The 17,292-nt window shown below is 60.3% G+C and carries 19 protein-coding genes; 11 read left to right on the top strand and 8 right to left on the bottom strand.

Translation table 11 applies throughout. The annotated features are described in order from the left end of the window. Positions 1–50 precede the first annotated feature (50 nt). On the top strand, positions 51–617 hold the full coding sequence (locus tag CLM72_RS19840; protein WP_034128300.1) for a TetR/AcrR family transcriptional regulator: 567 nt from the start codon (positions 51–53) through the stop codon (positions 615–617). Between the two features lie 15 nt (positions 618–632). Here CLM72_RS19840 and CLM72_RS19835 read toward each other — a convergent pair whose 3' ends face one another. Continuing rightward, on the bottom strand, positions 633–1,925 hold the full coding sequence (locus CLM72_RS19835; protein ID WP_105227698.1) for a mechanosensitive ion channel family protein: 1,293 nt from the start codon (positions 1,923–1,925) through the stop codon (positions 633–635). Between the two features lie 192 nt (positions 1,926–2,117). Here CLM72_RS19835 and CLM72_RS19830 point away from each other — a divergent pair, with 192 nt between their 5' ends. Then, entirely contained in the window at positions 2,118–3,464 is a 1,347-nt protein-coding gene (locus tag CLM72_RS19830) for a DEAD/DEAH box helicase (protein WP_105227696.1), read from the top strand. Positions 3,465–3,512: 48 nt separating this feature from the next. On the opposite strand, the gene CLM72_RS19825 is transcribed toward CLM72_RS19830, so the two are convergent. Beyond that, complete coding sequence (locus CLM72_RS19825; RefSeq protein ID WP_105227694.1) at positions 3,513–3,788, bottom strand: hypothetical protein; 276 nt, start codon at positions 3,786–3,788, stop codon at positions 3,513–3,515. A gap of 153 nt (positions 3,789–3,941) precedes the next feature. Between CLM72_RS19825 and CLM72_RS19820 the strand changes: the two genes are divergently transcribed. The 5 genes from CLM72_RS19820 (at position 3,942) to copD (ending at position 8,324) form a co-directional block, all read left to right on the top strand. Further along, positions 3,942–4,331, top strand: a complete 390-nt coding sequence (locus CLM72_RS19820) for a hypothetical protein (RefSeq protein WP_034128303.1) — start codon at positions 3,942–3,944, stop codon at positions 4,329–4,331. A gap of 125 nt (positions 4,332–4,456) precedes the next feature. Beyond that, on the top strand, positions 4,457–6,172 hold the full coding sequence (locus CLM72_RS19815) for a copper resistance system multicopper oxidase (protein WP_105227692.1): 1,716 nt from the start codon (positions 4,457–4,459) through the stop codon (positions 6,170–6,172). Between the two features lie 10 nt (positions 6,173–6,182). Beyond that, positions 6,183–7,010 (top strand): copper resistance protein B, encoded by an 828-nt coding sequence (locus tag CLM72_RS19810; RefSeq protein ID WP_105227690.1) that lies wholly within the window; start codon positions 6,183–6,185, stop codon positions 7,008–7,010. Positions 7,011–7,059: 49 nt separating this feature from the next. Next, positions 7,060–7,446, top strand: a complete 387-nt coding sequence (copC, locus tag CLM72_RS19805; RefSeq protein WP_105227688.1) for a copper homeostasis periplasmic binding protein CopC — start codon at positions 7,060–7,062, stop codon at positions 7,444–7,446. Continuing rightward, a complete protein-coding gene (gene copD, locus CLM72_RS19800) occupies positions 7,443–8,324 on the top strand; it encodes a copper homeostasis membrane protein CopD (protein WP_105227686.1) in 882 nt (293 codons plus the stop codon). The genes copC and copD overlap by 4 nt, the downstream gene beginning before the upstream one ends. On the opposite strand, the gene CLM72_RS19795 is transcribed toward copD, so the two are convergent. The 3 genes from CLM72_RS19795 to CLM72_RS19785 all read right to left on the bottom strand — a co-directional run bounded on the left by CLM72_RS19795 (position 8,321) and on the right by CLM72_RS19785 (position 10,368). Beyond that, positions 8,321–9,187: a DUF6279 family lipoprotein gene (locus CLM72_RS19795; RefSeq protein ID WP_105227684.1), complete on the bottom strand. Its 867-nt coding sequence runs from the start codon at positions 9,185–9,187 to the stop codon at positions 8,321–8,323. The two genes, copD and CLM72_RS19795, sit on opposite strands and share 4 nt — an antisense overlap. 66 nt (positions 9,188–9,253) lie before the next feature. Then, positions 9,254–9,976, bottom strand: a complete 723-nt coding sequence (locus CLM72_RS19790) for a TorF family putative porin (RefSeq protein ID WP_057976196.1) — start codon at positions 9,974–9,976, stop codon at positions 9,254–9,256. Between the two features lie 212 nt (positions 9,977–10,188). Beyond that, positions 10,189–10,368, bottom strand: coding sequence for a hypothetical protein (locus CLM72_RS19785; RefSeq protein ID WP_003193095.1), 180 nt, complete (start codon positions 10,366–10,368; stop codon positions 10,189–10,191). A 324-nt stretch (positions 10,369–10,692) separates the two neighbouring features. On the opposite strand from CLM72_RS19785, the gene CLM72_RS19780 reads away from it, so the two are divergent. Together CLM72_RS19780 and CLM72_RS19770 are read left to right on the top strand one after the other, a co-directional pair. Further along, positions 10,693–11,529 (top strand): S1 RNA-binding domain-containing protein, encoded by an 837-nt coding sequence (locus CLM72_RS19780; RefSeq protein WP_105227682.1) that lies wholly within the window; start codon positions 10,693–10,695, stop codon positions 11,527–11,529. Between the two features lie 159 nt (positions 11,530–11,688). Next, positions 11,689–12,087, top strand: a complete 399-nt coding sequence (locus tag CLM72_RS19770) for a DUF2177 family protein (RefSeq protein ID WP_105227678.1) — start codon at positions 11,689–11,691, stop codon at positions 12,085–12,087. On the opposite strand, the gene CLM72_RS19765 is transcribed toward CLM72_RS19770, so the two are convergent. After that, positions 12,031–13,209 (bottom strand): MFS transporter, encoded by a 1,179-nt coding sequence (locus CLM72_RS19765; RefSeq protein WP_105227676.1) that lies wholly within the window; start codon positions 13,207–13,209, stop codon positions 12,031–12,033. The two genes, CLM72_RS19770 and CLM72_RS19765, sit on opposite strands and share 57 nt — an antisense overlap. Positions 13,210–13,313: 104 nt before the next feature. Between CLM72_RS19765 and CLM72_RS19760 the strand changes: the two genes are divergently transcribed. Together CLM72_RS19760 and CLM72_RS29340 are read left to right on the top strand one after the other, a co-directional pair. Then, on the top strand, positions 13,314–14,207 hold the full coding sequence (locus CLM72_RS19760; protein WP_105227674.1) for a LysR family transcriptional regulator: 894 nt from the start codon (positions 13,314–13,316) through the stop codon (positions 14,205–14,207). A 142-nt stretch (positions 14,208–14,349) separates the two neighbouring features. After that, positions 14,350–14,472 (top strand): PA1414 family protein, encoded by a 123-nt coding sequence (locus CLM72_RS29340; RefSeq protein WP_003193089.1) that lies wholly within the window; start codon positions 14,350–14,352, stop codon positions 14,470–14,472. Between the two features lie 143 nt (positions 14,473–14,615). On the opposite strand, the gene CLM72_RS19755 is transcribed toward CLM72_RS29340, so the two are convergent. Together CLM72_RS19755 and speB are read right to left on the bottom strand one after the other, a co-directional pair. Then, positions 14,616–15,998: a sodium:solute symporter gene (locus CLM72_RS19755; RefSeq protein ID WP_105227672.1), complete on the bottom strand. Its 1,383-nt coding sequence runs from the start codon at positions 15,996–15,998 to the stop codon at positions 14,616–14,618. A 163-nt stretch (positions 15,999–16,161) separates the two neighbouring features. Further along, on the bottom strand, positions 16,162–17,112 hold the full coding sequence (speB, locus tag CLM72_RS19750; protein WP_065909690.1) for an agmatinase: 951 nt from the start codon (positions 17,110–17,112) through the stop codon (positions 16,162–16,164). Positions 17,113–17,292: the final 180 nt, after the last annotated feature.

Raw genomic sequence — 17,292 nt, 5'->3', positions numbered from 1 at the left:
ATCGACATCATAGTAATATACCTATCTCGCAAGCTGGCAGGACCACAGACATGAAGATCACCAAGGCGCAGTCACAGAGCAATCGGGCCCATATCGTCGCGACAGCTTCGGAGCTGTTCCGCGAGCGGGGTTTCGATGGGGTGGGCGTGGCCGAGTTGATGGCTGCGGCCGGTTTTACCCAAGGCGGCTTTTACAAGCACTTCGGTTCCAAGGCGGACTTGATGGCGGAAGCAGCCGCTAACAGTCTGGCGCAGTCACTGGCCGACAGCGCGGAGATGGAGGTGGAGCAGTTTTTCGAGGTTTACCTGTCCAGGCAGCACCGCGACCATCGCGGCGGCGGATGCACATTGGCGGCGTTGTGTGCCGATGCCGCCCGTCAATCGGACACGCTGAAGGCGACCTTTGCCGACGGTTTGGAAAATACCCTGCAGGCCCTGGAAGCAAAGTACAACGCAGCTCATGAGACGCCACAAGAAGGCGTGCGCGCGAAAATGCTCGACAGCATGGCTCATGCCATCGGCGCAATCATGCTGTCGCGGGCGTGCCCGGATGATTCCGCACTGGCCGATGAAGTGCTTGAGGTTTGCCGCAAGGAGATTACGGCGTCACTGCCGTAATCCCGTTTGCATCACTCATGCCGTTTCGGCGACGGGTACCTGCGTGGCTCCGGCCAACGCCGGCAGCACGCCGGCGCGCAGGTCGTTGCCGCTCGGCTGCTGATACAGGCTCAGCCCGAACTCCGGCAACACTGCCAATAGATAATCGAAGATATCGCCCTGGATCCGCTCGTAATCGCCCCACGCCGTGGTGCGGGTAAAGCAGTAGATCTCCAGCGGCACGCCCTGGGCGGTGGTTTGCATCTGGCGCACCATGCAGGTCATGTTCGGCTGGATGTCCGGGTGGCTTTGCAGGTATGCCAGTGCGTAGGCGCGGAAGGTGCCGAGGTTGGTCATGCGCCGACGGTTGGCCGACAGTTGCGCGCTGTGGCCCTGAGCCTCGTTCCAGGCCTTGAGTTCGGCCTGCTTGCGGCTGATATAGCCGCTGAGCAAGTGCACCTGGGTCATGCGCACTTCTTCCTCGTCGTTCAGGAAGCGTACGCCGCTGGCGTCGATGTACAGGCTGCGCTTGATACGGCGCCCACCTGAGGCCTGCATGCCACGCCAGTTCTTGAACGACTCGGACATCAGGCGCCAGGTGGGGATGGAAACGATGGTCTTGTCGAAGTTCTGCACCTTCACCGTGTGCAGGGTGATGTCCACCACATCGCCATCGGCACCCACCTGGGGCATTTCGATCCAGTCACCGACGCGCAGCATGTCGTTGCTGGTCAATTGCACACTGGCGACGAACGACAGCAGCGTGTCCTTGTACACCAACAGAATCACCGCCGACATCGCACCCAGGCCCGACAGCAGTAACAGGGGTGAGCGGTCGATCAGGGTGGCGACGATGATGATCGCGCCGAACACGAACAGCACCATTTTCGCCAGTTGCACATAGCCCTTGATCGAGCGGGTGCGTGCGTGTTCGGTGCGTGCGTAGATATCCAGCAACGCGTTGAGCAGGGCACTCATGGCCAAAACCATGAACAGAATGGTGATCGCCAGGGCTACGTTGCCGATAAACAGAATGGCGGTCTTGCTCAGGTCCGGCACCAGGTACAGGCCGAACTGGACCACCAGCGATGGCGTCATCTGCGCCAGGCGATGGAAGACTTTGTTATGCCGCAGGTCGTTCAGCCAGTGCAGGGCCGGCTGCCGGCCGAGCAATTTGACCGCGTGCAGGATGAGGTAACGGGCGACCCGTCCCACCACCAATGCCACCACCAGCAACACCAGCAAGCCTAGGCTGGAATGCAGGACCGGGTGTTCATCGAGGGCGCCCCAAACGTCTTGGACGTTGAGCCAGAGCTGTTTGATATCCATGAGTGAACCGATTCTTCTGTAAGACAACACGGGGCGATTAGAGCATTTAAGTGCAACAAAGTTGACGCTCTGGACAAAATCGCTGACAAAAAAGCAGCTGATTAGCCCCGTTCGCGTAAAGAAACTCGGTTTGGGCGCCCGAAACCGGTAACCTATGCAGCTGATATTTTGTATTTCTTCGAGGTAGCACCCGTGTTTTCCCAATTCGCCCTGCACGAACGCCTGCTTAAAGCCGTGGCCGAGCTTAAATTTGTCGAGCCTACGCCTGTGCAAGCAGCGGCCATCCCGCTCGCGCTGCAAGGGCGTGACCTGCGGGTGACGGCGCAAACCGGCAGCGGCAAGACCGCCGCTTTCGTCCTTCCGGTACTTAACCGCCTGATCGGCCCGGCCAAAGTGCGCGTCAGCATCAAGACCCTGATCCTGCTGCCGACCCGCGAGCTGGCCCAGCAGACCCTGAAGGAAGTCGAGCGCTTCTCGCAGTTCACCTTCATCAAGTCCGGCATCATTACCGGTGGCGAAGACTTCAAGGTCCAGGCCGCGATGCTGCGCAAGGTACCGGACATCCTGATCGGTACCCCAGGGCGCATGATCGAGCAGCTCAACGCTGGCAACCTCGACCTCAAGGAAGTCGAAGTGCTGGTGCTCGACGAAGCCGACCGCATGCTCGACATGGGCTTTGCCGATGATGTGCAACGTTTGGTCGGTGAGTGCGTCAACCGCCAGCAGACCATGCTGTTCTCCGCCACCACCGGTGGTTCGACCCTGCGCGATATGGTCGCCAAGGTGCTGAACAACCCTGAGCACTTGCAGGTCAACAACGTCAGCGACCTGAACGCCACCACGCGCCAGCAGATCGTCACCGCTGACCATAACGTGCACAAAGAACAGATCCTGAACTGGTTGTTGGCCAACGAGACCTACCAGAAGGCCATCGTGTTCACCAACACCCGTGCCGCCGCCGACCGTATCTACGGGCGCCTGGTTGCGCAGGAATACAAGGCGTTCGTGCTGCACGGCGAGAAAGACCAGAAGGACCGCAAGCTGGCCATCGACCGTCTCAAGGCGGGCGGCGTGAAGATCCTGGTGGCCACCGACGTGGCCGCACGCGGCCTCGACGTCGACGGCCTGGACCTGGTGATCAACTTCGACATGCCCCGCAGCGGCGACGAATACGTGCACCGTATCGGCCGTACCGGACGGGCCGGCAATGATGGCCTGGCCATTTCGCTGATCTGCCACGGCGACTGGAACCTGATGTCGAGCATCGAACGCTACCTGAAGCAGTCGTTCGAGCGCCGCACCATCAAGGAAGTCAAAGGCACGTACACCGGGCCGAAGAAGGTCAAGGCGTCGGGCAAGGCCGTTGGCGTGAAGAAGAAAAAGACCGACGCCAAGGGCGACAAGAAGAAAACCGGCGCCAAGTCGCCGACCAAGCGCAAGATCGCCAACCGGCCGAAGACCGACAATCTGTCGCTCGTCAGCAAGGATGGCATGGCGCCGCTCAAGCGCCGCAAGCCAGAATCTCCGGCTGCCGAATAAGCAGGCGGGCCTAAAAAAACCGGACGATGTCCGGTTTTTTTTTCGCCATCAGTTTTTAGTCTTGGCGGCCGCTTCCTTGAGCTCCTTGAGCCGTGCATCGATCAATTGGCACTTGTCAGGAAACTCGGCGCTTTCGGTATCCAAGTCCATCTTCTGCAGCTGGTCATTCATCTCCTTGGCCTTGGTCGGGTCCTGCTCTGTGAGCTTGGTCACTTCCTTGGCCAGCTCCTCCCGCTTGGCCGTGGCCTCCTCAGGCGTGCAGGCCCAGGCGGGCAGGGCGCTCAGCAGCGTGGCGGCGAGGGTCAGCTTCATCAAGGTTTTCATGGTCGGACTTCCTTGGCAGTGATGTGCAGTTGAGGCGGCGAACCTCTGGAAAGTTCAGAGAAATGACGCCCGTCCGTTCGGTTGAACGGCCAGTGCCGGAGCGTGTCACTCCCTTAGACGGGCTAACTCCATCGGCCTGCAGGAGGAATCAGGATGACGACTTACAATTGGGATCTGATTGAACGTCTGCTGCATGAAGTGCAGAACGGCGAGGGCAGCTTTGCCCCGCGCAAATACGCCGAACAAGAAGCGGCCGAGAAGGCGACGGCCGGCGAGGACACTGGCAACCTGGACGCGCTGAAGAAGACCGCTGCCGACTACGAGGCGCTGCTGTTCAAGCGTGGCTTTATTGAGTCGCGGCCTGAAGAAGAGGGCGGCAATGGCGAGAATTTCATTCTGACGGCGCTGGGTGCGCAATTGCTGGCGCTGATCGACAGTTCGATTCCGGGTAATGATCATCCACGTCAGGTGTTGGATGAGCAGGAGGACGCGCTTGATCCGGCAACGTTCGCTGAAGTGGCCTCCAAAGCCCAGATCGCCTGATCTTCTTATGCCCCGGCGCCCCGAGGGAGCCGGGTGAACCTGTCGAATCGGTAATCTGCCGCTAAGGTTGCTGACAGCCAGCGACGCCTAATCTGCTGCCATTCAACTCGCGGACTTGAATCGGCATGCACTCCACAACCTCCAGACGCACATTCGTCAAAGGCCTGGCCGCGGGCGGCCTGCTGGGCGGGCTCGGGCTTTGGCGCCCGCCGGTGTGGGCGCTGGCCAGCGCCGGCCAGCCCACGGTACTCGCCGGCAGCGAATTTGACCTGTTTATTGACCAGACTCCCGTCAACCTGACCGGCCGTGCTCGCACCGCGTTGACCGTCAACGGCAGCCTGCCAGGCCCGCTGTTACGCTGGCGGGAGGGCGACACCGTGACCCTGCGCGTGAAAAACCGCCTTGGCGAGCCTACCTCGATCCACTGGCACGGCATCCTGCTGCCATCGACCATGGACGGCGTGCCCGGCCTGAGCTTCAAGGGCATCGAACCGGGCGGCCTTTACGTCTACCAGTTCAAGGTCAAACAGCACGGCACTTACTGGTATCACAGCCATTCAGGGCTTCAGGAACAGCAGGGCGTGTATGGCCCGCTGGTCATCGACCCCAAGGAACCCGAGCCGTATATCTACCAGCGCGATTACGTGGTGATGCTGTCGGACTGGACCGACGAAGACCCCGTCGCCCTGATGAAAACTCTCAAGAAGCAGTCCGATTACTACAACCTGCACAAACCCACCCTGGGCGATTTTATTCAGGATGTGGGCAAGCAGGGCTGGTCGGCCACGGCTGCCGACCGGCTGATGTGGGCGCAAATGAACATGAACCCCACCGACCTTGCGGACGTCAGCGGCGAGACCTACACCTACTTGGTCAACGGCCAGCCGCCTGGGCAGAACTGGACCGGAGTGTTCAAGGCGGGGGAAACGATTCGCCTGCGTTTTATCAATGGCTCGGCGATGACCTATTTTGATGTGCGCATTCCAGGGTTGAAGATGACCGTCATCGCCGCGGATGGTCAGCCGGTAAAGCCGGTAAGTGTCGACGAGTTCCGTATCGCCGTGGCGGAAACCTACGACGTGCTGGTCGAGCCTGTGGCAGAGGCCTACACCCTGTTTGCCCAGTCCATGGACCGCACAGGCTATGCCCGTGGCACCCTCGCCCGGCAGATGGGAGCGACCGCCCCAGTTCCACTGCTTGATCCGCGCCCGTGGCTGACCATGGAGGACATGGGCATGGGCGGCATGGACCACGGCGCGATGGCCGATATGCCGGGCATGGAAGGCATGGATCACAGTGCCATGGGCGCGATGGCGATGCAGAAACACCCCGCCAGCGAGCAGAACAACCCGCTGGTAGACATGCAGGCGATGAACCCGGTGCCCAAGCTGGACGACCCTGGAATCGGCCTGCGCAACAATGGCCGCCGGGTGCTCACCTATGCCGACCTGCGCAGTACCTTTGAAGACCCCGATGGCCGCGCCCCCTCGCGCACCGTCGAATTGCATCTCACCGGGCATATGGAAAAGTTCGCCTGGTCGTTCAACGGCGTGAAGTTTTCCGATGCCGAGCCCTTGCAACTGACTTATGGCGAGCGCGTGCGGGTGGTGCTGGTCAACGACACCATGATGGCCCACCCGATTCACCTGCATGGCTTATGGAGCGACTTGGAGGACGAAAACGGCCAGTTCCTGGTGCGCAAACACACCATCGACATGCCACCGGGCTCCCGTCGCAGTTACCGCGTCACCGCCGATGCCTTGGGGCGATGGGCCTATCACTGCCACCTGCTGTACCACATGGAAATGGGCATGTTCCGCGAGGTGCGCGTGCATGAATAAGGAAGCGAGCATGAACCGTTGCGTCTCGTCCCTTTGCATCGCTTTCGCCACGCTGGGGTTCGCCCCATGGGCGTTGGCGGCCGAGGATGAATTTCAGGGCATGAGCCCGGCGACGCCAGCGTTGACGCAAAGCCGTACGCCGATTCCGGCGCTGACCGACGCAGACCGCGCAGCGGTCTACAACGCGCCGGGAGGGCATCAGGTACATGACAGCGGCGTCAACTCGATGCTGCTGGTCAACCAGTTGGAATGGCAGGGCGGCGACGGCAACGCGCAGAGTTGGGACATCAAGGGTTGGGTCGGCGGTGACATCGACCGGTTGTGGCTACGCAGTGAAGGCGAACGCAGCGCCGGCCGCACTGAAAGTGCCGAAGCCCAAGCGTTATGGGGGCACGCAATCAGCCCTTGGTGGGATGTGGTCGGCGGCGTGCGCCAGGACTTCAAGCCCGGTGCCAGCCAGAGCTGGGCGGCCTTTGGCCTACAAGGCATGGCGCTCTACAACTTCGAGGCCGAAGCCACGTTGTTTGTCGGCGAATCGGGGCATACGGCCGCACGCCTTGAGGGTGACTACGACATTCTGCTCACCAATCGCCTGATCCTGCAGCCCACCGCAGAACTCAATTTTTATGCGCAGAACGATCCGCAACGCGGTGTCGGGTCGGGCTTGGCGGAAAGCGAACTGGGCCTGCGCTTGCGCTACGAAATTCGCCGCGAGTTTGCGCCCTACGTTGGGGTCAGTTGGAACCGGGCTTATGGCCAGACCGCGCAATACGCACGGGACGAAGACGAAGACATCAATCAACTGCGCTGGGTGGTCGGCGTGCGCTTGTGGTTCTGACGGGTTTCCCTTTTTATTATTCGCCGCCTGGCGCGGCCTGGAGTCTTGCATGTCTATGTTGAAAACCACGCTGCTGGGTGCTGCGTTGTGGGTAGGTTTAAGTCTTAGCCTGCCCGCTTCGGCCCACCCCAAGCTGCTGTCATCCATTCCGGCGGCAGGCGCACAGGGCGCCGCTCCCTCCGTGATTGAATTGCATTTCTCAGAAAACCTGCTGACCCAGTTTTCCGGGGCCAAGTTGATCATGACCAACATGCCGGGCATGCCCAATTCGCCGATGCCGGTGAAGGCCAGCGTGTCGGCGAGCAGCGACCCCAAGGTGATGTTGATCAAGCCGGCCTCCGCACTCACCACTGGCAGCTATCGGGTGGATTGGCGTGCCGTGTCGTCCGATACGCATCCGATCACCGGTAATGTGGTGTTCCGCGTGCAGCCATGAGTGAGCTGATCCCCATCGTATTGCGCTTCGCGCTCTATCTCGACCTGATGGTGCTATTTGGGCTGGGGCTGTTTGGCCTTTATGGCCTGCGCGCAGAGCAACGCGGGCGGCTCAATCTCAGGGCCTGGATGGGATTGACGGGCGGCTTGGGGCTGGCGTTTTCGGTGGCGTCGCTATTGATTATGACCCAAGCCATGAGCGGCGCCACGGATTGGCAGACGCTGTGGCCGCACCTGCAAATGATGCTGTGGCAGACCGACCTGGGGTTGACGTGGTGGGTGCGTATCGCGGCGTTGATTGTTGCGGCACTGAGTCCGCACCTGGCGCTGGCCACGCTGTCGGCTGGCGTGGCGTTGGTCACCCTGGTGTGGACAGGGCACGGCGTGATGCACGAAGGTGCGCAAGGTGTGTGGCATATCGTCAGCGACAGTGCACACCTGTTGGCAGCGGCGGGTTGGGTGGGGGCGTTGGCGGCATTTGGTTTGTTGTTGATGCCTGCGCCGTTGCCACATGATGATCGGGTCCAGGTTCTGGCCAGAGCATTGGCAGGCTTTGAGCGCATTGGCGCGGGATTTGTCCTGGTGCTGATCGGCACTGGCGTTGCCAATTACCTGTTTGTTGTCGGGCCGAATCTGGGGGGCATCAACGGCGGAGTCTACGCGGTGCTGCTATGCCTGAAGCTGGGGTTGTTCGGCCTGATGCTGGCCTTGGCGGCGCTCAATCGCTTTCACCTAACGCCGCTTCTGCAACGATCCATCGCGTCGGGCGACTATAACGTGGCGATCCGTGCGTTACGGCGCAGCATGGCCCTGGAGTTTGGCGCTGTGGTGCTCATCCTTGGCCTGGTGGCCTGGCTGGGCACCTTGGCGCCTGACTAAGACTGTGCGCTTTTCAGGCATTTGAGCGCCTGGAAGTCGCTGCGGACTTTGTCGATTTTCTGGGTGAGTTTCAGGCGCTGCGCTGGGGAGCTTTGGGCCATCACATCAATGAGCAAGCTGCGCGCGGCGGCTTCGGTCTGTGCGTAGGCGGCGCGGTATTGCGGGGTCCACAGGCTTTCGCGATCCACCAGCAGTTGCTGGATTTTCTGCGGGAAATCGGCATTGTGGCGTTGTTGCAGCGCCTCGATAAATTGCGCCTGCCAATGGGCGCGGTTGCCGATCCACGCTTGGTTTTGCGCGCCCAACTCGGCGGACCAGGCCGTCACGCGATTTTGCTGGGCCGGACTCAATGGGCCGATCCAGGCGTCCAGGCGCTTGCTCATGCGCTGGGCGCGTTCCTTGATCTGCTGGGCCAGCGGCGGCTTGAGGTATTCGTCCTGGCGTTTGCGCAGGTCCTTGGCCAGAGCATCGCTCATGTCCTTGACCTGCTGATCGTCCAGGCCTTGCAGCAATTGCACAGCTGAGGGCGTGATTTCCCGAGCAATCTCGGCAATTGCCTGTTTGGCTTCGACAGTACGGGTTTGCAATGCGGCGTCGGTGACCTGGTTACTGTCGACCATCTGCTGCAGGCGGTCGAGCCAGTCCAGGTAGCCAGGCAATTGCGTGGTGCAGTGCCAGGCCAGGTGTTCCTTGAGGGTGTCGTTGAACCAGCTCTTTTGCCCGGCATTCATGTCCAGGTAGTCGTTGAGGGTCCAGGGGATGATCACGTCGAGGTTACGGTAGGCCAGGCCCACGCGATTGCAGCCGGCGAGCACCAGGCTCAGGGTCAGCAGTACCATCAGGAATTTGAGCCGGCGCAACATGGGCAGGTCCTTGCATGGAGGGCGTTAATGCATGTGAACCTGCGCGGGGTGCGACAGTTCAGCCCATCAATAAAACGACCGCGCGGCCTTCAAGGTCAACAGCCCATCACATTGCGAGTTGTGTCCGGAGTAGGCCGAGCAGTCACTGCCGCTGAGGCTGGAGCCGCTGTAGATCAGGTCCAGGTCAATGCCTTTCCAGGCCCGGGAAAACTGTACCGACCAATCGCTGAAACTGCTGATGGCGCCGTTCTCTACCGAGACCGGTGTGCCCAGTTGATGGGTTGTGTACTTCATGCTGACGCCGATGCCGAAAGGCTGGGTGCCGCCCAGATCTGCAAACAGGGTGCTGTCCTGGCGGTCGGGGTCGTTACTGAAAGACACGCCAAAGCGATTGCCCAACAGGTTCAGCCCGCCGTAGAACTCCTGGCTGTCGAGGGGGCTGAGCTTGGGGTAGCTGTAGTGGATCAAGCCGACTTCATAGCCCAGGGTCTGGTCGAACGGACGCTTGAAGCCCATGTAGGAGTCGACTTCAAGGTTATTGGCCGACGACAGGCCCATGTTCGGGGAAAACTGGCCGAAATACAGGCCGCTGTCGTGGGTAAGGTCCAGGCCTCCGTGGAACGAGTCGCTGCCAGGGGCGGTCGGCTTGACCAGGCCCTGGGCCATGGTGCGGCTGGGGGTTGTACCTAATTTCAGGTCGAAGTCACCCAATTCGCGCTGGAAGATATGCGCTTCGGCCAAAGGGCTGGCGACCAGGATGCTGACCACGAAAATACAGCGTTTAAGCATGCTTCACTCCATGAAAAGCGAGGAGCAGTAACGGAAAGATTCAGGCAGATGCCCGTGCTAGACGTGTGCAAGGATACCGGCGAATGCCAGGCATTGAGGCCCGTTCGTCGATTAGCTGCGTATTGAGGGTGTCGGGAGGGGGTGGCAACTCTAGTCCTAGCGCCTCGAAGGCAAGACGCTTAGGGACCAGATGCAGTGCGCGGGTATGACTATTACTTCTTGCCCAGGCTGATCTGCTTGGACGGGCCGAAAGTCTGGCCGCTCACGCCCTTGGCAATTTGCTGGATTTCGCCGCCGGACTTGAGGAACGCAGCGATCTGGCTGTTGATCGATTCGCTGGTTTCAACGGCGGGAGCTGGCTTTGCTTTGCTGTTGGATGCTTTTACACGCATGGCGGCCACTAACCTGTAGAAAATTAACTTGGCCAGCTATCGTACAGGAAATACTTGACAATTGCTTGGCAAATATCCCTCGAGAATAAGTGCTCGCGGTTGGAAATAGCCGAAGTTCAGCGCTGAAATAAAGCGCTAACTTACTGTTTTAGCTGGAAACCCGAGGCTGGTGGACACGCTGATGGCCTGCTCAAAGTGAACCGAACGATCAGACGAGTGGGGCGATGCCACTGGAACGCCATGCCAGCCCGCGATTTTTCAGGCGTGTGCGCGTGCAGGGCACAACTCGGGTAGAATGCCGCCCACGCAATGAGGGTATTGGAAATGGCTTTAGTCGGGCGCTACAACAGCTTGCAAGTGGTCAAGCACACTAACTTTGGTTTGTACCTCGATGGTGCGCAAGATGGCGAAATCCTCTTGCCTAATCGGTATATCCCTAAAGATATTCCCAGTGAAGATGAAGACTGGCTCAACGTTTTCATTTATCTGGACAGCGATGACAAACTTATCGCCACCACCGAGAAACCCAAAGTTCAAGTCGGTGAATTTGCCAGTTTGAAAGTTGTGGAAGTCAACAGCATTGGCGTGTTCCTTGATTGGGGTTTGCCCAAGGATCTGCTGCTGCCGTACTCGGAAGAAAAACGCCAGATGACCGCGGGTGAATATTGCGTGGTGCATGTCTACCTCGACAAGCACACCAAGCGCATCACCGCCACCGCGCGCCTTGACCGTTACCTGGACAAGACGCCGGCCAACTACCAGGTGGGCCAGGAAGTCGACCTGCTGGTGGCCGAAGCCACTGACATGGGCTTCAAGGCGATCATCAACAACAAGTACTGGGGCTTGATCCACAAGAACGAAGTGTTCAAGTTCCTGCGCCCGGGCAAGGAAGAGAAGGGCTTTATCAAAGAGATCCGCGCCGATGGCAACATCAGCCTGAGCCTGCAGCCGGTGGGCCAGGAAGCGGCCTCCAGCCTGAACTCGAAGATCCTCGCCAAGTTGCGCGACAACAATGGCAGCCTGCCGGTCAGCGACAAAAGCGACCCGGCGGTGATCAGCAACTTGTTCGGCGTGAGCAAGGGCAACTTCAAGAAGGCCATTGGTGCGCTCTACAAGCAGGGTCAGATCGTGATTCATGCGGATCGCATTGAACTAAGCTGAATACGCTTCGCTCTCCTATGGACGCGAGCTTGTTGTGGCGAGGGAGCTTGCTCCCGCTCGACTGCGTAGCAGTCGCAAGCTTTTTTGGGGGCACTTCGCACCCCAACGCAAGCAAGCTTGCTCGCCACAACAAGCTTGCTTTCACAGTAGGGCTTGCTCATGTCCAGAAAGTCGTTGTATGCCTACCTCGGTACCTTGCTCGCCTTCCTGGTCCTCGACGGCCTTTGGCTCGGCGTGCTCATGGGGCCCACCTACAAATCCCTGCTTGGCGCGCTGATGCTTGATCAGCCACGCCTGTTGCCTGCGGTATTGTTCTATCTCCTGTATGTCCTTGGCTGCGTAGTGTTGGTGGTCTTGCCCAGCGCCAGTTGGCGGCGCGCTGCGCGTTTGGGCGCATTGCTTGGGCTGGTGGCCTACGGCACTTATGACCTGAGCAACTGGGCCACGCTTCAGGGCTGGTCCGCTGGGTTGGCGCTGATGGACATGGCGTGGGGCACGTGCCTAACCGCCATTTGCTGCACTGTTGGCCACTTGTGTGCAAATCGGCTGTGGCGGTAGAGGGCGGTTGATCAGTACTGAACCTGCTAATAACAACCCGGTACCGGCAACGACCAACGCCGGTTGCAGGCCGCCACTGAGATGGCTGCTGACTGATGCCAACAGTGGGCCGCTCAATTGGCCGACGGCGAAGCTGGCGGTCAGCAACCCCGTGCTGCGTTGGTAGCCATGGGGCGCGACCTCCCGTAATCGCGCCATCACCAACTGCATGCAGGCCAGAAATGGCGCACCGCACAGCAAAACGCCCAGCGCCAAGCCCCAGCCATTGCCAAGCAGGCAGGCAAATACCCCGGCTGCTTGCAGCCATAAAGTCGCCATCAGCCAGCGACGGGTGGTGTTCGGGTGCTTGCGGCGCAGGCTGGCCACCCCCACTCCCAGCGCGGCCGCCAGGCCAAAGCAGGGCCAGAACAAGTCGGCCTGCCAGGCCCCGTGGAGTTGAACGCTGGCCATCTGCGACAGAAAGGTCGCCGGGATGATGTAGCCCAGGCCGTACAAGAAATAGATACAGCACAAGTGCGCGATGCTGCCGTTGCTCCCCGCGTTGGTGGGCTGGGTCACCGTGAGGTTCGGCTTGGGTAGAAACGGCAGGATCGCCAGCAACATCACCAGCGCCACCGTCCCGTAGATCAACCACAGCGCGGCAGAGCTTTGCCCCGATAGGTTCGACACCAGCGCCAGCAGCCCCGTCAGCACAATCCCCAACCCCGGCCCAGCAAACACCAGCGCCCCCAGGCGCGGGCGGCCGGCGGCAATCGCCAGTGGCTGGCTCAGGCTGGTAATCATCACCAGGGCCCAGGCACTGGCGACCCCGGTGCCAAAGCGCAGCAACAAGTGCGGCCAGAACCCGTTAGCCCAATAGGACGCCAAGGTCAGCAATACGCACAACCACAGCCCGCCGTAGAGGCGCCCGCGCACATGCTGATGGCTACGGGCAAAGATCGAGTCCACCGCGCCGACGAAATAACCCAGGTAATTGGCGGCTGCGATCAGGCCGGCGCCGGTCAGGTCGATCTGGCCTTCACTGAGCAAATGCGGCATTTGCGGAGTCAGGGCGAAGCGGCCAATACCCATGGCCATCATCAGGGCGACGAAGCTGGCGAGTAAACGAATCAGCGGGGACATGTTCAGGTTTCCTGCAAAGAAGCGAATGCCTTGCAGGCTAAGGCGGATTGACTTTCTGTAAAATTGAATAATAGTGAGTAACTTGTTCAGTTTTGGAGAAAGTAATGGAGTTCAGTCAATTGCGCATTTTCCAGGCTGTGGCGGAAGAGGGCTCCATCACCCGCGCCGCCGAGCGCCTGCACCGCGTGCCGTCCAACCTGTCGACCCGGCTTAAACAAATGGAAGAGCAATTGGGTGTCGACCTGTTCGTGCGCGAGCGCCAGCGTTTGCAGCTTTCTCCGGCGGGCAAGGTACTGCTGGACTACAGCACTCGCCTGCTGGCGCTGCATGATGAAGCACACGGCGCCGTACAAGGCGGGCAACCGGCCGGTGATTTCGTATTGGGCAGCATGTACAGCACCGCCGCAGTTCATTTGCCGAAGCTGCTGGCGCGCTATCACAAGACTTACCCCATGGTGAATCTGCAGGTGCAGTCGGCACCCAGTGGGGAGTTGCTGGAAGGGCTGATAACCGGGCGCCTGGACGCAGCCTTCGTCGACGGCCCGCTGACCATCGCCACCCTGGATGGCGTACCGCTGTGCGAAGAGCGCCTGGTGCTGATTTGCGAGGCCTATCATCCGCCGGTGTGTGGCCCTCAGGATGTGGCGGGCCGTGCGGTGTTCACGTTCCGGCGCAGTTGCGCCTACCGCACGCGCCTGGAAACCTGGTTTTCCCATGAGCGAGTGGCGATGGGGCGGGCGATCGAGATCGAGTCCTACCAAGGCATGCTCGCTTGCGTGATCGCAGGTTCCGGCGTGGCGTTGATGTCTGAGTCCATGCTCGCAAGCCTGCCCGGCAAGGACAGCGTGTCCGTTCATCCGCTGACCGGGCCTTTTGCCACTGCGACCACCTGGCTGATGTGGCGAAAAGGCATGCTCGGCGCTAACCTCAATGCATGGATAGACCTGCAGCAAGACGGCAACCCGCGATGCGTGCAAGACACACGCGCCATTGCTTGAACGATCCGTCAGGATTCGGATCAATTCAGTAATAGTTCGTTGTGGTTTCCTTCAAGCATTACCTAGGACTTAGGGCTACTATCACTGTAGGAAACGGCGACAGAACTCCCGCCGGCCAGCACTACCCTCAAAGGGGGCAATCATGAAAGAGAAAATCCAAAACTGGCTCCACGACCTCGGCGTTGCATTGGGCTTGATCGAGCCTCCGCTGCAACCGGTGCCGATTCGCACGGATGACGAGCAACGTCGGCCACGTCGCCGCTAATCACGCGGTCCAGAAAATGTGGGAGCGGCGGTGCGACGATTCGACTTGCTCGCTCCCACAGTTGTTTTGTACCAGGCGAAAAAAACGGGCGCGACCTCCGACGTCGCGCCCGCTGAAGAAAATATCCCCGCCTTTGTTATAGCTCAAACCACCGCAGCCGCCACCTTTGCCGGCCGACGCGACAGCAGGCTCACCAGCACAAAGCTCACCAGCGCCACCGCCAGGCTGTAGTAGATCGGCGTGTTTGCATCCAACCCATCCTTGAACATAAACACCAGCGCGGTCACAAAGCCCAGGCTCATGGACGTGATTGCGCCCGAGGTGGTCGCGCGCTTCCAGAAGATCGCGCCGATCAAGGGCACCAACATACCGCCCACCAATAGGTTATAGGCCAGGGTCAGGGCGCTGATCACATCGTTGACCACCAAGGCGATACCCAGCACGGCAACGCCGGTCAACAGGGTGAACAGGCGGTTGATGCTCAGGCTCGACGCCTTGCCGCCGCGCAGGCGGGGCAGCAGGTCTTCGGTCAATACGGTGGAGGCGGCGAGCAGGCCGGCGCTGGCGGTGGACATCATGGCGGCCAGCGCGGCGGCGATGACCAGGCCGCGAATGCCGTCCGGCAGCGAAGCTTTGACGATCGCGGCGAAGGCATTGTTGACGTTGTCCAGGTCCGGGATCAGCACATGGGCAGCCATGCCGATCAGCGCACAGGCCAGGCCGTACAGGATGCAATAGAAGCCGGCAAAAGTGCCTGCGTACTGGGCGACCTTTTCGTCACGGGCGGTGAAGACCCGTTGCCAGATATCCTGGCCGATCAGGATGCCGAAGAAGTAGATCATGAAGTAGGTGATGATCGTGTCCCAGCCGATCGCGGTGAAGCTGAAGTTTGACGCTGGTAGCTTGGCCACCAGTTCATCCCAGCCGCCGACGCGGTACAGGCAGATCGGCAACAGGATGAACATCAGGCCGACGGTCTTGATCACGAATTGCACAATATCGGTGAGGGTCAGCGACCACATGCCACCGATGGTCGAATACACCACCACCACGCCGCCGCCCACCAGTACCGACATCCAGAACGGCAGGTCGAACAGCACTTGCAGCACGGTGCCGATGGCCAGGATCGAGGTCACGCCGATCATCAGCGCATAGGCCAGCATGATCACCGCGCTGGCCTGGCGGGCCATCGGGTTGTAGCGTTTTTCCAGGACCTGGGTGACGGTGAAAGTTTTCAGCTTCAACAGGGGCTTGGCCAGGAACAGGTTCAGGGCAATGATGCCCGCGCCCAGCGCGGCGCACAGCCAGAAGCCCGAAATACCATGCACATACCCCAGACGCACGGTGCCGACGGTGGACGCACCGCCCAGCACCGTGGCGGCCATGGTGCCCATGTACAGCGATGGGCCGAGGTTGCGGCCGGCGACCAGGTAGTCTTCGTGAGTCTTGGCACGACGCATGCCGTAGTAGCCGAGCACCAGCATGCCGGCGGCGTAGATGAGTACGACGAATAAATCCAAAGCCATGACGGCGGTTCTCCGATTATATTTTTTATGGGCGATCAGGCGGCAGCTGGCTCGGTAAACACGCGAGCGAAAGTCAGGTACATCGTTGTCGGGGATCTGTGCGACCCCCCTTGGTTATGAGTGTGAAGACGCGGTTTTTATTGTTCTCAGCGCGTTCGCCTTATCAGCGATGCGCGACGCCAGGCAATACGCAGAGCATTTCGTACAGCAAGTTGGCGCCCAGCAACGAGGTATTGCCGGTGGTGTCGTAAGGCGGCGAAACTTCTACCAGGTCGCAACCAATCAGATCGAGGCCCTGGCAGCCGCGGATGATTTCGATGGCCTGGATGGTGGTCAGCCCGCCGATTTCCGGGGTGCCGGTGCCGGGCGCCCAGGCGGGGTCGATGCCGTCGATGTCGAAGCTCAGGTACACCGGGCCACCGCCGACTTTTTCTCGCACTTCGGCCATCAGCGGCGCCAGGGAGTGATGCCAGCATTCTTCGGCCTGGACCACACGGAAGCCTTGCTTGCGGCTCCAGTTGAAGTCTTCGGCGGTATACCCCTGGGCGCGCAGGCCGATCTGCACCACGCGGTCGCAATCAAGCAAGCCTTCTTCCACGGCGCGGCGGAAGGTGGTGCCGTGGGCAATTTTCTCGCCGAACATATGGTCGTTGACGTCGGCGTGGGCATCAATGTGCACCAGCCCGACCTTGCCGTGTTTCTTGTGGATAGCCCGCAGGATCGGCAGGGTGATGGTGTGGTCGCCACCCAGGGTCAGGGGGATGACGTCGTGCTCGAGGATCTCGTCGTAGGCCTCTTCGATGATGCGCACCGCGTCGAGCAGGTTAAAGGTATTGATCGCCACGTCGCCGATATCGGCCACCGACAGTGAGTCGAACGGTGCGGCGCCGGTGGCCATGTTGTAGGGACGGATCATCACCGACTCGGCGCGGATTTCCCGTGGGCCGAAGCGCGTACCGGCGCGCAGCGAGGTGCCGATATCCAGAGGCACGCCGACGAAGGCGGCGTCCAGGCCCTTGGCGGTTTGCAGGTGGGGAAGACGCATCATGGTGGCGATGCCGGCGAAGCGCGGCATTTCGTTGCCGCCCAGTGGTTGGTGGAAAATCTTGTCCACGGGATTGCCTCATCGTTGTTTTGTTTATTGATGGCCGATTCTGCGAAAAGCCTGGCTTAGGAAGAATCGGCAGAGGCAAATACTTAGTTCAGATTTTTCTAAACTAAAGCCTGGGGTAAACTCCATTCAAATGTGGGAGCAGGCAAGCCAGCTCCCACAATTTTAGTGTGTCCCCTGGAG

It is taken from the genome of Pseudomonas sp. MYb193 (genome assembly GCF_002966775.1).
GTDB classification, from domain to species: domain Bacteria; phylum Pseudomonadota; class Gammaproteobacteria; order Pseudomonadales; family Pseudomonadaceae; genus Aquipseudomonas; species Aquipseudomonas paracarnis.
The sequence above is the reverse complement of the archived record's forward strand: the minus strand, read 5'-3'. Positions and strand labels throughout refer to the sequence as shown.

Excerpts from the sequence above, each read along its gene's own strand:
- copC (WP_105227688.1), top strand. The coding sequence starts at position 7,060 with ATGTCTATGTTGAAAACCACGCTGCTGGGTGCTGCGTTGTGGGTAGGT.
- CLM72_RS19755 (WP_105227672.1), bottom strand. The coding sequence starts at position 15,998 with ATGGCTTTGGATTTATTCGTCGTACTCATCTACGCCGCCGGCATGCTG.
- CLM72_RS19795 (WP_105227684.1), bottom strand. The coding sequence starts at position 9,187 with ATGTTGCGCCGGCTCAAATTCCTGATGGTACTGCTGACCCTGAGCCTG.
- CLM72_RS19810 (WP_105227690.1), top strand. The coding sequence starts at position 6,183 with ATGAACCGTTGCGTCTCGTCCCTTTGCATCGCTTTCGCCACGCTGGGG.
- CLM72_RS19820 (WP_034128303.1), top strand. The coding sequence starts at position 3,942 with ATGACGACTTACAATTGGGATCTGATTGAACGTCTGCTGCATGAAGTG.
- CLM72_RS19780 (WP_105227682.1), top strand. The coding sequence starts at position 10,693 with ATGGCTTTAGTCGGGCGCTACAACAGCTTGCAAGTGGTCAAGCACACT.
- copD (WP_105227686.1), top strand. The coding sequence starts at position 7,443 with ATGAGTGAGCTGATCCCCATCGTATTGCGCTTCGCGCTCTATCTCGAC.
- CLM72_RS19825 (WP_105227694.1), bottom strand. The coding sequence starts at position 3,788 with ATGAAAACCTTGATGAAGCTGACCCTCGCCGCCACGCTGCTGAGCGCC.
- CLM72_RS19765 (WP_105227676.1), bottom strand. The coding sequence starts at position 13,209 with ATGTCCCCGCTGATTCGTTTACTCGCCAGCTTCGTCGCCCTGATGATG.
- CLM72_RS29340 (WP_003193089.1), top strand. The coding sequence starts at position 14,350 with ATGAAAGAGAAAATCCAAAACTGGCTCCACGACCTCGGCGTTGCATTG.
- CLM72_RS19840 (WP_034128300.1), top strand. The coding sequence starts at position 51 with ATGAAGATCACCAAGGCGCAGTCACAGAGCAATCGGGCCCATATCGTC.
- CLM72_RS19835 (WP_105227698.1), bottom strand. The coding sequence starts at position 1,925 with ATGGATATCAAACAGCTCTGGCTCAACGTCCAAGACGTTTGGGGCGCC.
- CLM72_RS19785 (WP_003193095.1), bottom strand. The coding sequence starts at position 10,368 with ATGCGTGTAAAAGCATCCAACAGCAAAGCAAAGCCAGCTCCCGCCGTT.
- CLM72_RS19815 (WP_105227692.1), top strand. The coding sequence starts at position 4,457 with ATGCACTCCACAACCTCCAGACGCACATTCGTCAAAGGCCTGGCCGCG.
- CLM72_RS19760 (WP_105227674.1), top strand. The coding sequence starts at position 13,314 with ATGGAGTTCAGTCAATTGCGCATTTTCCAGGCTGTGGCGGAAGAGGGC.
- CLM72_RS19790 (WP_057976196.1), bottom strand. The coding sequence starts at position 9,976 with ATGCTTAAACGCTGTATTTTCGTGGTCAGCATCCTGGTCGCCAGCCCT.
- CLM72_RS19770 (WP_105227678.1), top strand. The coding sequence starts at position 11,689 with ATGTCCAGAAAGTCGTTGTATGCCTACCTCGGTACCTTGCTCGCCTTC.